This window comes from Microbacterium sp. AISO3, assembly GCF_002204305.1.
Taxonomy (GTDB): Bacteria; Actinomycetota; Actinomycetes; order Actinomycetales; family Microbacteriaceae; genus Microbacterium; species Microbacterium arborescens.
This window is the reverse complement of the sequence record NZ_NHRF01000009.1, coordinates 22,639-36,430: the sequence shown is the minus strand read 5'-3', so window position 1 is coordinate 36,430 and position 13,792 is coordinate 22,639. Positions and strand designations below refer to the sequence as shown.

At 70.7% G+C, this 13,792-nt stretch carries 10 protein-coding genes; 8 read left to right on the top strand and 2 right to left on the bottom strand.

Annotated elements, in window-relative coordinates; all coding sequences use genetic code 11:
* The first annotated feature begins 33 nt into the window (after nt 1-33).
* A complete protein-coding gene (locus CBF90_RS13095) occupies nt 34-2,613 on the top strand; it encodes a glycoside hydrolase family 65 protein (protein ID WP_083990571.1) in 2,580 nt (859 codons plus the stop codon).
* Nucleotides 2,614-2,641: 28 nt separating this feature from the next.
* On the opposite strand, the gene CBF90_RS13090 is transcribed toward CBF90_RS13095, so the two are convergent.
* A complete protein-coding gene (locus CBF90_RS13090) occupies nt 2,642-3,781 on the bottom strand; it encodes an NAD(P)-binding domain-containing protein (protein ID WP_088380793.1) in 1,140 nt (379 codons plus the stop codon).
* An 89-nt stretch (nt 3,782-3,870) separates the two neighbouring features.
* On the opposite strand from CBF90_RS13090, the gene CBF90_RS13085 reads away from it, so the two are divergent.
* Both CBF90_RS13085 and recR read left to right on the top strand, forming a co-directional pair.
* The gene (locus tag CBF90_RS13085; RefSeq protein ID WP_088380792.1) at nt 3,871-6,177 is read left to right on the top strand and encodes a DNA polymerase III subunit gamma and tau; all 2,307 of its coding nucleotides are present in this window, start codon (nt 3,871-3,873) and stop codon (nt 6,175-6,177) included.
* A 3-nt stretch (nt 6,178-6,180) separates the two neighbouring features.
* On the top strand, nt 6,181-6,774 hold the full coding sequence (gene recR / locus CBF90_RS13080; RefSeq protein ID WP_023951846.1) for a recombination mediator RecR: 594 nt from the start codon (nt 6,181-6,183) through the stop codon (nt 6,772-6,774).
* 19 nt (nt 6,775-6,793) lie between these two features.
* Here the strand turns inward: recR and CBF90_RS13075 are convergent, their stop codons facing one another.
* The gene (locus CBF90_RS13075; RefSeq protein ID WP_036305020.1) at nt 6,794-8,887 is read right to left on the bottom strand and encodes a S9 family peptidase; all 2,094 of its coding nucleotides are present in this window, start codon (nt 8,885-8,887) and stop codon (nt 6,794-6,796) included.
* A 265-nt stretch (nt 8,888-9,152) separates the two neighbouring features.
* On the opposite strand from CBF90_RS13075, the gene CBF90_RS13070 reads away from it, so the two are divergent.
* The 5 genes from CBF90_RS13070 (at nt 9,153) to CBF90_RS13050 (ending at nt 13,699) form a co-directional block, all read left to right on the top strand.
* Complete coding sequence (locus CBF90_RS13070; RefSeq protein ID WP_064956942.1) at nt 9,153-10,397, top strand: inorganic phosphate transporter; 1,245 nt, start codon at nt 9,153-9,155, stop codon at nt 10,395-10,397.
* Nucleotides 10,394-10,729, top strand: a complete 336-nt coding sequence (locus tag CBF90_RS13065) for a hypothetical protein (protein ID WP_023951841.1) — start codon at nt 10,394-10,396, stop codon at nt 10,727-10,729. Before CBF90_RS13070 ends, CBF90_RS13065 begins: the two co-directional genes overlap by 4 nt.
* 23 nt (nt 10,730-10,752) lie before the next feature.
* Nucleotides 10,753-11,700 carry a phosphodiesterase gene (locus CBF90_RS13060; RefSeq protein ID WP_088380791.1) on the top strand — a complete coding sequence of 316 codons (948 nt, stop codon included), beginning with the start codon at nt 10,753-10,755 and terminating at the stop codon, nt 11,698-11,700.
* A 54-nt stretch (nt 11,701-11,754) separates the two neighbouring features.
* Nucleotides 11,755-13,215 (top strand): aspartate ammonia-lyase, encoded by a 1,461-nt coding sequence (locus CBF90_RS13055; protein ID WP_036305018.1) that lies wholly within the window; start codon nt 11,755-11,757, stop codon nt 13,213-13,215.
* A 76-nt stretch (nt 13,216-13,291) separates the two neighbouring features.
* Nucleotides 13,292-13,699 (top strand): DUF4190 domain-containing protein, encoded by a 408-nt coding sequence (locus tag CBF90_RS13050; protein WP_023951837.1) that lies wholly within the window; start codon nt 13,292-13,294, stop codon nt 13,697-13,699.
* Nucleotides 13,700-13,792: the final 93 nt, after the last annotated feature.

Below are 13,792 nucleotides of genomic sequence, written 5' to 3'. Positions count from 1 at the left end.
CCAGCGGCGGGGCCCGTCCTCCGGAAGGCCCTCATGATCGATCGCGATCGCTTCCCCGTCGACCCCTGGCGTCTCGTCGAGAAGAGGTTCTCGGTCGAGGACATCGGCGTGACCGAGACGCTCTTCGCGGTCGGCAACGGCTACCTCGGGCTGCGCGGCAACCACCCCGAGGGACGCTACGCGCACGAGCACGGCACGTTCATCAACGGCTTCCACGAGATCTTCCCGATCCGCCACGCCGAGAAGGCCTTCGGCTTCGCCGAGGTCGGGCAGACGATCATCAACGCGCCCGACGCGAAGGTGATGCGCGTCTACGTCGACGACGAGCCTCTCTCGCTCGACGTCGCCGACATCCGCGATTACGAGCGGGTTCTCGACATGCGCACCGGCGTGCTCACCCGGAAGCTGCTGTGGGTCACCCCGAGCGGCAAGGAGGTGCAGGTCGACTTCGAGCGCCTCGTCTCGTTCGAGCAGAGGCACCTGGCGATCATGCGGCTGACCATCACGGTGCTCAACTCCGACGCCCCGGTCTCGGTGAGCAGCCAGATCGTCAACCGTCAGGACGGCGAGGACGTCTACGGGGGGTCGGCGCCGGGCCGCGCCGCCGCGGGCTTCGATCCGCGCAAGACCGAGAAGATCGAGGAGCGGGTCCTCCAGCCGCAGGAGTACTGGCAGGACGAGGACGGCCGGTCGGTCCTGTCGTACAAGTCCACCAACTCGGGCATGACGGTGTCGGTCGTCGCCGACCACCTCGTCGAGACCGAGAACGAGTACTCGTCTCGCCGGCTCATCGAGCCCGACATCGCCAAGAACGTCTACCGGGTGAACGCCCGGCAGGGCGTCCCCATCACCGTCACCAAGCTCGTGAGCTACCACACGTCGCGCGGCGTGCCGGCGCGCGAGCTCGTCGAGCGGGGCCGCCGCGTGCTCGACCGGGTCCGCGAGGAGGGCGTCGCCGTTCAGTTCGAGCGGCAGGCGGCGTGGTGCGCCGACTTCTGGCGTCGTTCCGACGTGCGCATCGGCGGCCACGAGGACCTGCAGCAGGCGACCCGCTGGTGCCTGTTCCAGCTCGCGCAGGCGGCCGCCCGAGCCGATGGACAGGGCGTGCCCGCCAAGGGTGTCAGCGGGTCGGGATACAGCGGCCACTACTTCTGGGACACCGAGGTCTACGTCCTGCCCTTCCTGGCCTACACGACTCCGCTGTGGGCCCGGAACGCGCTGCGCATGCGCTACCTCATGCTCCCCGCCGCGCGCCGCCGGGCCCGTCAGCTCAACGAGGCCGGCGCCCTGTTCCCGTGGCGCACGATCAACGGCGAAGAGGCTTCGGCCTACTACGCCGCCGGCACCGCGCAGTACCACATCAACGCCGACGTCAGCTTCGCCCTCGCGAAGTACGTGCGGGCTACGGGCGACGTGGACTTCCTCTACCGCGAGGCCGTCGACATCGCCGTCGAGACGGCGCGGCTGTGGTCGACGCTCGGGTTCTGGCGCTTCGGCGAGGACGGATCCGCAGAGTCGTTCCACATCCACGGCGTCACCGGACCCGACGAATACACGACGGTCGTCAACGACAACCTCTTCACGAACGTCATGGCGCGGTTCAACCTGCGGTTCGCCGCGCGGACTGTGCGCGACATGGCCGAGGAGGCGCCCGAGGCGTACCGCGCGCTCATCGAGCGTCTCGATCTCGACCCCGCAGAGGCCGACGGGTGGGAGCGGGCTGCCGAGGCACTGCTCATCCCGTTCAGCGAATCGCTGCGCATCCACCCGCAGGACGCGGTGTTCCTCGACCGCGAGGTGTGGGACCTGGAGAACACCCCCGACAGCCAGCGGCCCCTGCTGCTGCACTTCCACCCGCTTGTGATCTACCGCTACCAGGTGCTCAAGCAGGCCGACGTGGTGCTGGCGCTGTTCCTCCAGGGCAACCACTTCACCGACGAGGAGAAGCTGGCCGACTTCGAGTACTACGACCCGCTCACGACCGGCGACTCGACCCTGTCCGGTGTCGTGCAGTCGATTCTCGCGGCCGAGGTCGGATACCAGGACCTCGCGCTGGAGTACTTCCTCGAGTCGATCTACGTCGATCTCGGCGACCTCCACAGCAACGCCTCGGACGGCGTGCACGTCGCCTCGGCCGGTGGCGTGTGGACCGCTCTCGTGTCCGGATTCGGCGGCATGCGCGATCACTACGGAGCCCTGAGCTTCGACCCGCGCCTGCCGCGCGACTGGCCCTCGCTGGAGTACACCCTGCACTGGCAGGGCACGCGCCTGGACATCACGCTGACCGCCGACGCGATGACCGTCGCCGCGGGGCCGGGCGACCCGGTGGACTTCTCGGTGCGCGGTCGAGAGTTCCGGGTCGCGGGCGGCGACACCGTCCGCATCCCGCTCGCCGGTCAGGGACCGCTCCTGTCCGGCCGCCCGTCGCTGCGCCAGCTCGCTCAGTCGCGACGCGAGGACGGTTCGCTGCTGTCGGCCTCGATCCCCGACGCGACGGTGACGACGTCGATTCCGACGGTGACGACGGACGTTCCGATCATCACCGGTGAGGTTCCCGTCGTCGAGGACTACGCGCAGACCTTCGCCGACCAGCAGGTGGGCTCCGACTCCTGACGACGGCGGCGGGCCCTGGCCGGCCGGCTCAGGGAACCGCCGCCGCGGCGGGTTCGGGATCCGGCGCAGGGGCCGCCGCGAGCTCGGACATGATCGCCCGCACGGCGTCGCGGCCCGCGCGGTTGGCGCCGACCGTCGACTGCGACGGCCCATAGCCGATGAGGAACAGCCGCGGTTCGTCGATCGCGCGCCCGTTCGCGACCCGGATGCCGCCCGCAGCGGTCCGCAGGCCCAGCGGGGTCAGGTGCGGGATGTCGGCGCGGAAGCCGGTCGCCCACAGGATCGCATCGGCGGGCTCGACCCGGCCGTCCGGCATGCGCACGCCGGTCGGCTCGATCCGCTCGAACATCGGATGCCGCACGAGCACGCCGCGCTGCTGAGCCGACTCGGCCCAGCGGTTCCAGTGCAGGCCGGTGACCGAGATGACGCTGCCGGGCGGGAGCCCCTGCCGCACGCGCTCCTCGACCCCGGCGATGGCCGCGATGCGCGCGGCGGTGTCGAACCCGCCGGCATCCCACCGCAGCTCGTCGCGCGTCACCCAGAAGGTGTCGGCGACGCGGGAGATCTCGTCGAGCAGCTGGATGGCCGAGATGCCGGCGCCGACGATGACGACCCGCTGGCCCGCGAACTCGTGGGCCGAGACGTAGTCGTGCACGTGGAGCTGACGCCCCGCGAAGGTCTCGGCTCCCGGGTAGCGCGGCCAGAACGGGCGGCGCCACGTCCCCGTGGCGTTGACGACCCAGCGGGCCGACCACGAGCCGGTGCCGGTGACCACGCGCAGCCGGCCGCGCGGATCGGCGTCCTCGCGTTCGACGCGCCGCACCTCCACGGGGCGATGCACCCCGAGGCCGAAGCGTCGCTCGTAGTCGTCGAAGTATGCGGGCAGCACGGTGCGGGCCGGAGCTGCCGGGTCGGCCGGCGGCACCGCGAAACCGGGCAGCTCGTGGATGCCGTTGACGGTCTCCATGCGCAGCGATTCCCAGCGATGCTGCCAGGCGCCGCCGGGAGCGTCCTCGGCATCGAGGACGACGAAGGATCGCACCGACGCGTCGGAGGGGGTCTCGCCGGGGGAGAGAGGGACGAACCCGCGCCGCCGCAGATGGTAGGCGGCCGAGAGCCCCGCTTGCCCCGCGCCGATGACGACGACATCGACGCGCGCTGCTTCCATGCCCCGTGCAACCGCGCGCTGGCGCGCGCTGTTCCCGACGTGGGGATGCCGACGGGGCCGGTGTCAGCGGTACGCCGTAGTCTGTCTGGGTGACCACCGCCCTCTACCGCCGCTACCGTCCCGAAGCGTTCGGCGAGATGATCGGCCAGTCGCAGGTGACCGAACCCCTGATGACGGCGCTCCGCTCCGACCGCGTCGGTCACGCGTACCTCTTCTCGGGTCCTCGCGGATGCGGCAAGACGACCTCGGCCCGCATCCTCGCCCGCTGCCTCAACTGCGCTCAGGGCCCCACCGACACGCCGTGCGGCACGTGCGACAGCTGCGTCGAACTGAGCCGAGGCGGGGGCGGCTCGCTCGACGTCGTCGAGATCGACGCGGCCTCCCACAACGGTGTCGACGACGCCCGCGACCTTCGTGAGCGCGCCGTCTTCGCCCCGGCCCGCGACCGCTTCAAGATCTTCATCCTCGATGAGGCGCACATGGTCACGGCGCAGGGCTTCAACGCCCTGCTCAAGCTCGTCGAAGAACCGCCGGCCCACGTGAAGTTCATCTTCGCCACGACCGAGCCCGAGAAGGTCATCGGCACGATCCGCTCGCGCACCCACCACTACCCGTTCCGGCTCGTGGCGCCTGCCGCGATGCTCGAGTACGTCGAGCAGCTGTGCGCCCAGGAGGGCGTGCAGGTCGAGGCCGGCGTGCTGCCGCTCGTCGTGCGAGCCGGGGGCGGGTCGCCCCGCGACACGCTCTCGTTGCTCGACCAGCTGATCGCCGGCTCCGACGACGGCGCGGTCGCCTACGAGCGCGCGGTCGCCCTCCTCGGCTACACCCACGCGGAGCTGCTCGACGAGGTCGTCGGAGCGTTCGGAGCCGTCGACGCCGCCGCGGCCTTCGCGGCGGTCGACCGGGTGATCCAGACGGGGCAGGACCCTCGCCGGTTCGTCGACGACCTGCTCGAGCGGCTGCGCGACCTCATCATCGTCTCGGCCACCGGCCAGGGCGCGTCCGCCGTGCTGCGCGGCGTGTCCGCGGAAGAGCTCGAGCGGATGGGGCGGCAGGCCTCGCTCTTCGGCACCGACCGCCTCTCGCGCACGGCCGACCTCGTGGTCACCGCCCTCGACGAGATGTCGGGAGCGACGTCGCCGCGGCTTCAGCTCGAGCTGCTCGTGGCGCGCGTCCTCGCCGCCGCGCAGCACAGTGTTCCGGCAGCCGACCAGGCCCCGGTCGCCGCCGCTCCCGCGTCGCACGCCTCGTCTCCCGCGGCCGCGCCCGCAGCCCCGCCGCGCATCGTCACGCCCGCTCCGGCTCAGGTTTCGGCCCCTGCGCAGCCCGAGCGCGCCGCGTCCGCGCCGTCCGCCGCCCCCACCGCGCTGGCCGCCGCGTCGGGAGCCCCCGCGCCCGATACGCAGCGTCCCGCGGCCGCGAGCTCCGCCGAACCACGCGATCCGTCGACCGTCACGCTCGCGCAGATGCGCGACGCATGGCCCGAGGTGTTGCAGCGTCTCGAGTCGATCAGCCGCACCTCGTGGATGATCGCCTCCGTCGCCACACCTGTCGCGTTCTCCGAGACGGGCGTGCTGACGCTGTCGTTCCAGAGCCAGTCCGACGTCCTGCAGTTCAAGAAGCTCAACGCAGGCAAGGGACCGAGCGAAGACCTGCGGGGCGCGATCCTGGGCGTCCTCGGCGTCCGCGTGAAGTACGTCGCCCGTCACGACTCCGACCCCGGCGGCGGCCCGGCACCGGGCGGCCCGCCGGCCCCGCAACCGGGCGGTCAGTCGGGCGGCGCACCGCGACAGCAGCCCGCGGGGGATCACCGGCAGCCCGCGGCTGGCCCGCCGTCGCAGCCGGCCCCCGGCGGTCAACGCGCCGCGGGCGCTCCCTCGGCGTCGGCGGGCGCCCGTCCGGCCGCATCCGCGTCACCTTCCGGCTCCGCGTCCTCCGCCAGCCCCGTCACCGAGTGGGCCGTCGCGCCGATCCCGCAGGGCGACCCGGCACCGCAGTTCGCTGTGGACGACGAGCCGGAGGATGCCGTCGCCGCCCCCGTGCGCACGCTCACGGCTCCCCACGACGGTGACGTCGACCCGTACCCCGAGCCCCTGCCACCCATCGACGAGGAGGACCGCGACTACCCGCCGCCTCCCGTCGACGAATATGCGCCGCTGCCCCCGCGGGCGCCGGTCGCCGTCGAACGGTCCACGACCCCCGCTCCGGCGACGACAGGCCCCGCACAGACATCGCCGGGGTCCGCAGTCGCCGCCTCCGCGCCGTCGAACGGCCGCTCGAACGCCGTGCCCGCGCGGGGCGGTATCGAGCGCTACGGCGAAGCGGTCGTCCGCCAGATGCTCGGGGCCACCTTCGTCCGCGAAGAACCCTTCACCTCACCCACGAGATTCGGCTAAGCCATGTACGACGGCATCGTCCAGGACCTCATCGACGAGTTCGGTCGCCTGCCCGGCATCGGACCGAAGTCGGCGCAGCGCATCGCGTTCCACATCCTGCAGACTCCCACCTTCGACGTCTCCAAGCTCTCGCACCTGCTCGGCGAGCTGCGCGAGCGCGTGCGCTTCTGCGAGGTCTGCGGCAACGTGTCCGAGCACGACCGCTGCGCGATCTGCCGAGACCCGCGGCGTGACGGCACGTTCATCTGCGTCGTCGAAGACGCCAAGGACGTCGCGGCGATCGAGCGCACCCGCGAGTTCCGAGGCCTGTACCACGTGCTCGGCGGCGCGATCAGTCCCATCGGCGGCATCGGCCCCGACGACCTCCGCATCGCGCAGCTCATGCAGCGTCTGGCCGACGGCACCGTGCAGGAGGTCATCCTCGCGACCAACCCGAACCTCGAGGGAGAGGCCACCGCGACCTACCTCAGTCGCCTGCTGACCGCTCTCGAGATCCGCGTGACGCGGCTGGCATCGGGCCTCCCCGTCGGAGGCGACCTCGAGTACGCCGACGAGGTCACCCTCGGCCGTGCGTTCGAGGGGCGCCGCCAGCTCTGACAGCGCCCCTCGGGTGGTGTCAGGCCGGCTGGTCGGCCAGGCCGACGACGTCGAGCAGCCACGCGAGCTCGAACGCGCGCTCGCGCCACGAGTTGTACCGGCCGCTCACCCCGCCGTGGCCGGCCACCATCTCGCACTTCAGCAACGCGTCGGCCCCGACCTCCCGCAGCCGGGCGACCCACTTCGCGGGCTCGACGTACATCACACGAGTGTCATTGAGTGAGGTGACCGCGAGGATGCGGGGGTAGGTGGCGTCCTCGCGGACGTTCTCGTACGGCGAGTACGACTTCATGTAGGCATACACGTCGGGGTCGTGCAGCGGGTCGCCCCATTCGTCCCACTCGATGACGGTCAGGGGCAGCGACGGGTCGAGGATCGTCGTGAGCGCGTCGACGAACGGCACGGCGGCGAGGACGCCCGAGAACAGCTCGGGGGCGAGGTTCGCGACGGCGCCCATGAGGAGCCCGCCGGCCGACCCGCCCTCGGCGGTCATCCGATCGGGTGTGGTGTAGCCGGTCTCGACGAGGTGGCGGGCGACGGCGACGAAGTCGGTGAACGTGTTGCGCTTGTGCAGCAGCTTGCCGTCCTCGTACCACTGGCGCCCCATCTCGCCGCCGCCTCGCACGTGGGCGACGGCGAACACGACGCCGCGGTCGAGGAGCGACAGGCGCGCCACCGACATCGCCGGGTCGATCGAGTGCTCGTACGATCCGTAGCCGTACAGGTGCAGCGCGCGCGGCTGTTCGCCCTCGCTCTCGGCGGGGTCGCCGAACGACCGCTTCCACACGACCGAGACCGGGATGAGTGTCCCGTCGTCGGCCGTCGCCCACACCCGTCGCTGCTCGTAGTCCGCGGGGTCGTATCCGCCCAGCACCGGCTGGCGCTTGCGCAGCAGCAGCTCGCCGGTGGCGACGACGTAGTCGTAGACGGTGCCGGGGGTGACGAACGAGCCGTAGCCCAGACGCAGCACGGGCGGCGCCCACTCGGGGTTGCCGCCGGAGCCCACGGTGTAGAGCGGCTCGTCGAACTCGAGCTCGGTGACCGAGCCCGAGCCGTAGTCGAAGATGCCCAGACGCTGCAGTCCGTCGCGCCGGTAGCCGAGCAGCGCCCAGTCGCGGAAGGTCGAGAGCCCTTCGAGGCGGCGTCCCGGCTCGTGGGGGAGCACGACCTCGCGCGCACCCGTCGGGTCGGCGGCCGAGACCCGGACGAGCTCGAAGTCGAGCGCGTCCTCGTTGTGCAGAACGTAGAGCACGTCCTCGCCGGCCACGACCGCGTGCGAGACGGAGTACTCCACGCCCTCGCGCCGCGGCCACACCGACCGGGGTTCGGCCCGCAGGTCGTCCGCCGGCACGAGGAACTCCTCGCTCGTGATCGACGAGCCGACCTCGATCACGAGGTAGCGGTCGCTGCGCGTGAAGCCCGCACCCACCCAGTAGCGCTCGTCGGGCTCGTGGAACAGACGCTCGTCGGATGCCGTGTCGGTGCCGATCTCGTGCAGCCAGACCGAGTCCGGTCGCCACGCGTCATCCACCGTGGAGTAGACGACGAATCGGCCGTCCGGTGACAGCGAGGCTCCCGCGAAGGTCCCGGTGATCTCGTCGGGCAGGTTCTCGCCGGTGGCGATGTCGCGAAGGCGCAGCGTGTATCGCTCGTCGCCCTCGGTGTCGACGCCGTAGAGCAGCAGGGAACCGTCGGCGGAGACCTCGAAGCTCCCGAGCGAGAAGAACTCCGCGCCTTCGGCCTCGACGTTGCCGTCGAGAAGCACCTGCTCGCCGGCGACATCGACGCCGGGCTCGAGCTGCGGAGGCGTCCAGTCGTCGGGCGACGCGAGGGGAGCGCGGCAGTGGATGCCGTACTGGCTGCCTTCGACGGTGCGGCTGTAATACCACCAGTCGCCGCGGCGGCTCGGAACAGAGAGGTCGGTCTCGAGCGTGCGGCCCTTGATCTCCTCGAAGATCCGCTCGCGCAGCCCGCTCAGGTGCGCCGTGCGGGCGTCGGTGTACGCGTTCTCCGCCTCGAGGTGCGCGATCACCTCGGCGTCGTCCTTCTCGCGCAGCCACTCGTACCGGTCGACGAACTCGTCGCCGTGGTGGGTGCGGCGGTGCTCGCGCACGGCCGCGACAGGGGCCGCGGGAGCGTCGGAGGAAGAGGGGCTGAGGATGTCGCGGGTGTCGGTCACCGTTCCACGCTAGCGCCGTGACCGCCCGATCCGGCCGCTCGGATTCACGGTGACGGCGATGGTGTGGCAGGATTCGATGGTCCGGTTGCCGGACCCTGAACAGACGGTGAACTCTTCGTTCGCGCCCGCCGCTGCCGCGGCATCCCGATCCGTACTCGAGGACCCGTGTTCGCGGGCCCGCACGCACAGAGAGCGCACAGTGGAAACCGCTGTACTCATTCTTCTGCTGGTCATCGGACTGGCACTCTTCTTCGACTTCACCAACGGCTTCCACGACACCGCCAACGCGATGGCGACGCCGATCGCGACGGGGGCGCTCAAGCCCAAGGTCGCCGTCCTCCTGGCCGCCGGCCTCAATCTCGTCGGAGCATTCCTGTCGACGGAGGTCGCCAAGACCGTCTCGCACGGGATCATCCACGAGGATCAGCTCGCCGCCACCGCGCTGCTGCCGCTGATCTTCGCGGGGCTGATCGGCGCGATCACGTGGAACATGCTGACGTGGCTGCTGGGACTCCCGTCGAGTTCGTCCCACGCCCTCTTCGGCGGCCTCATCGGCGCGACCCTCGTGGGTGTCGGGGCGATGGCGATCGACTTCGGCGTCGTGCTGAGCAAGATCATCCTGCCCGCGCTGATCGCGCCCGTGACGGCCGGTGTCATCGCGTTCACCGTGACGAAGGTCGCCTACGCCGTGACCCGTCGCCACGACGGCAAGCCCGATGGTCGCGACGGCTTCCGCTGGGGGCAGATCTTCACCTCCTCTCTCGTCGCGCTCGCGCACGGCACCAATGACGCGCAGAAGACCATGGGCGTCATCACCCTCGCCCTCATCGCGGCCGGCTGGCAGAGCGCCGAGCACGCCGAGCCCCAGCTGTGGGTCATCGTGGCGTGCGCCGTCACGATCGCGCTCGGCACCTACATGGGGGGATGGCGCATCATCCGCACCCTCGGCAAGGGGCTCACCGACGTCAAGCCCGCCCAGGGGTTCTCGGCCGAGGCGTCGACCGCGTCGACGATCCTCGCCTCGAGCGCCCTCGGCTTCGCGCTGTCGACGACGCAGGTCGCGTCGGGCTCGGTGATCGGCTCCGGACTCGGACGCCGCGGCTCGACGGTCCGCTGGGCCACGGTGGGCCGCATCGCAGTCGGCTGGCTGCTGACCCTTCCCGCCTCGGGGGCCGTGGGCGCCGTCGCCGCTCTGCTCGTGGTGTGGTTCGGGCCGGTGGGCATCGTCATCGATGCGATCGCCGCCGTCGCGATCGTCCTCGCGCTGTTCCTCCGCTCGCGTCGCAACGAGGTGCACGCGGGCAACGCGATGAGCGAGGTCGCCGATTCCGGTCTCGCCGTCGAGGTGCCGGCCGATCCGCCGCCCACGCGGCGGCAGCGGCGCGCGAAGGCGGCGGCCGCGGCGAGGAAGTCGGGCTCGGAGCAGACGGAGGGCGAGCGATGAACGTCTCGATCGACTGGTTCGCCTTCGTCCAGGTGTTCGCGGCGGCCATCACCGGCGCCGTGCTCGTCGTCGGCTTCTACGCGTTCGGCTTGCGGATGCTGGTTCGTGCGGGCCGCGTGCCGGTCGTGACTCCCGCGGAGTTCACCGACGCGATCGCGGTCATCAGCGAGAAGCAGGCGCGCCGCCACGCGAAGGCCGCGGCCAAGGCGGCGAAGAAGAACCCGCTGACGGCGGCCCAGAAGAGGGTCGCGCTCGTGGCCGCCTACGGCGCCTTCGCCCTCTGCGGGCTCGCCGTCCTCGGGGGCATCGTCCTCATCGTGGCGGGGCGGTAGGACCCCCGGCATAGGCTGTGGCCATGACTTCAGCAGCGCCGTCGGACGGTTCCACACAGCCTCGCGACCCTGCGGCATCCGTGCGTTTCGGTCGTCATGAGCCCGCTGGTCACGTCCTCGTCCATATCAGCGACACGCACCTGCTGGCGGGTGGTGCTGCGCTCGGCGGGCGCTACGACGTCGAGGCGAACCTCGACGCCACCCTCGCGGCCGTCGAGCGCACCGGCGTCCGACCCGACGCGCTGGTCTTCACCGGTGACCTCACCGACCTCGGCGAGCCGGACGCGTATCGCCGCCTCCGCGAGGCGGTCGAACCCGTGGCGGAGCGGCTGGCGGCGCCGATCGTGTGGGTGGCCGGCAATCACGACGAACGCGACGCGATGCGCGTGGGCCTGTTCGGCGGACCGTCGACCCGGGAACCGCTGACCGGGGTCTGGGACCTGTCGGGACTGCGGCTCGTCGCCCTCGACTCCACGGTCCCGGGCTGGCACCACGGTGACATCGATGCGGATCAGCGCGACTGGCTGCGCGGGATCCTGTCCGAGCCCGCGCCCCACGGCACGATCCTCGCGATGCACCATCCGCCGCTGCCGAGCCACGTGCCGTTCTTCGACATCCTCGAGCTGCGTCATCAGGAGGCGCTGGCGGAGACCATCGCGGGGACCGACGTGCGCGGCATCCTTGCCGGTCACCTTCACTACTCCACCTCCGGGACATTCGCGGGCGTTCCGGTCTCGGTCGCGTCGGCCACCTGCTACACGATGAACCTCCAGCGCCCGCCGCAGGCGGTCAACGGAATGGACGCCGGCCAGGCGTTCCAGCTGGTGCACGTCTACGACGACGTGATCACCCACACCGTCGTGCCCGTCGTCGACGCTCCGACGGGCGACTACTTCTCCGCCGAGTGGGTCGCCGAGATGGCGCGGCTGTCGCCGCAGGAGCGTCTCGAGGCGTTTTCCCGCAAGCGCTGACTAGGCTGGGATCGTCCCTCCCATCGCCGTGAGACCCACAAGGACCCGTGCATGATGTCGTCCACTCCCGCCACCCGCACCGAGACCGATTCGCTCGGTTCGCTCGAAATCCCCGCCGACGCCTACTGGGGCGTGCACACCGCTCGCGCACTCGAGAACTTCCCGATCTCGCAGCGGCCGATCTCCGTCTATCGCGACCTGGTCCGGGCCCTCGCGATGGTCAAGCAGGCCTCGGCGCGTGCGAACCGGGAGATCGGCGTGCTCGACGCCGAGCGCGCCGAGTTGATCGACCGGGCCGCGCAGCTCGTCATCGACGGCGAGTACCACGACCAGTTCGTGGTCGGCGTCGTCCAGGGCGGTGCCGGCACCTCGACGAACATGAACGCCAACGAGGTCATCACCAATATCGCCCTCGAGCTGGCGGGCCGCCCCAAGGGCGATTACGGCTTCCTCTCGCCGATCGACCATACGAACCGCAGCCAGTCCACCAACGACGTCTACCCGACGGCGATCAAGGTCGGTCTCGCCCTCGACCTGCAGGGGCTGCTCGACGAGCTGGCGCTGCTGCGCGAATCGTTCCTGGCGAAGGCCGTCGAGTTCCACGACGTGCTCAAGGTCGGGCGCACGCAGCTCCAGGATGCCGTTCCGATGACGCTCGGACAGGAGTTCCACGGCTTCGCGACGACCCTGGGTGAGGACCACTCCCGCCTCGGCGAGAACGCGTCGCTCCTCTACGAGATCAACATGGGTGCGACCGCCATCGGTACGGGCATCACGACGCATCCGGAATACCGTCCCGCGGTCGTCCGCCACCTGCGCGAGATCACCGGCCTCGACCTCTCCAGCGCCGTCGACCTCGTCGAATCGACGAGCGACACCGGCGCGTTCATGTCGTTCTCCTCGTCGCTCAAGCGCAACGCCATCAAGCTCTCGAAGATCAGCAACGATCTGCGCCTGCTCTCGAGCGGCCCCCAGGCGGGCCTGGGCGAGATCAATCTCCCGGCGCGCCAGGCGGGGTCGAGCATCATGCCCGGCAAGGTGAACCCGGTGATCCCGGAAGTGGTCAACCAGGTCGCGTTCGCCGTCGCCGGCGCCGACCTGACGGTGACGATGGCGGTCGAGGGTGGACAGCTGCAGCTCAACGCATTCGAACCGATCATCGCCCACTCGATCTTCCAGTCGATCACGTGGATGCGGCGGGCCATGCGCACACTGCGCGTCAACTGCGTCGACGGCATCACCGCCAACCGCGAGCGGCTGGGCGCGATGGTCGGTTCGTCGGTCGGCGTGGTCACGGCGCTCACCCCCTTCATCGGCTACGCGGCGGCGGCGGCCCTCGCCAAGACGGCACTGCTGACCCACCGCAACGTGGGCGACCTCGTCGTCGAGGCGGGGTTGATGTCGCGCGAGGAGGTCGACAAGCAGCTCTCGCCCGCGCGGCTGTCGGGGCTGCAGGCCGTGACGGCGGCCATCCCGATCGTCCTCGCCGACGCTGAGGAGAGCGTGTCGGGCTGACCACCCCTTTGTGCCGGGGGGTCGGCTCTCGCTAACGTCGAGAAGTCCACCTCTTACCGACCGACCGGGGGATCCCATGACCGACCCGAACAACCCGTCCGCGCCGCAGCCTCCGGCCTACCAGCCACCGGCGTACCCGACGTCATCCTCCGACGCCTCGTACGGCAACCCCAACGCACCGATCCCGGGCAAGACCCTCGGTATCGTCGCCTTCGTCCTGTCGTTCTTCGCGCAGCTCGTCGCCCTCGTCCTCGGCATCGTCGCGCTCGTCCAGAGCAAGAAGGCGGGGCACAAGAACGGGTTCGCGCTCGCCGCGATCATCATCAGCTCCGTGCTCATGGTCATCGGCGTCGTCGTGGCGATCGTGCTGTTCACCGTCTTCGGCAACATGGCGAACGAGATCTACCAGACCTGCGTCGTGGAAGGGGCCGACACCGTGACGGTCTGGGGTCAGACCCAGCCCTGCTCTTCCGCGCGGTACTGAGCCGACGCCAACACCGAAAGCCCCCGCGGATCCGATCCGCGGGGGCTTCCTCATGCCCGGCTCAGGACTCCCGGGCGCGATTGCGTCTTGGCG

What these genes read in the sequence shown, in the direction of transcription:
- CBF90_RS13065 (WP_023951841.1), top strand. Translation starts at nt 10,394, where the DNA reads ATGAACGTCTCGATCGACTGGTTCGCCTTCGTCCAGGTGTTCGCGGCG.
- CBF90_RS13055 (WP_036305018.1), top strand. Translation starts at nt 11,755, where the DNA reads ATGTCGTCCACTCCCGCCACCCGCACCGAGACCGATTCGCTCGGTTCG.
- CBF90_RS13090 (WP_088380793.1), bottom strand. Translation starts at nt 3,781, where the DNA reads ATGGAAGCAGCGCGCGTCGATGTCGTCGTCATCGGCGCGGGGCAAGCG.
- CBF90_RS13050 (WP_023951837.1), top strand. Translation starts at nt 13,292, where the DNA reads ATGACCGACCCGAACAACCCGTCCGCGCCGCAGCCTCCGGCCTACCAG.
- recR (WP_023951846.1), top strand. Translation starts at nt 6,181, where the DNA reads ATGTACGACGGCATCGTCCAGGACCTCATCGACGAGTTCGGTCGCCTG.
- CBF90_RS13095 (WP_083990571.1), top strand. Translation starts at nt 34, where the DNA reads ATGATCGATCGCGATCGCTTCCCCGTCGACCCCTGGCGTCTCGTCGAG.
- CBF90_RS13060 (WP_088380791.1), top strand. Translation starts at nt 10,753, where the DNA reads ATGACTTCAGCAGCGCCGTCGGACGGTTCCACACAGCCTCGCGACCCT.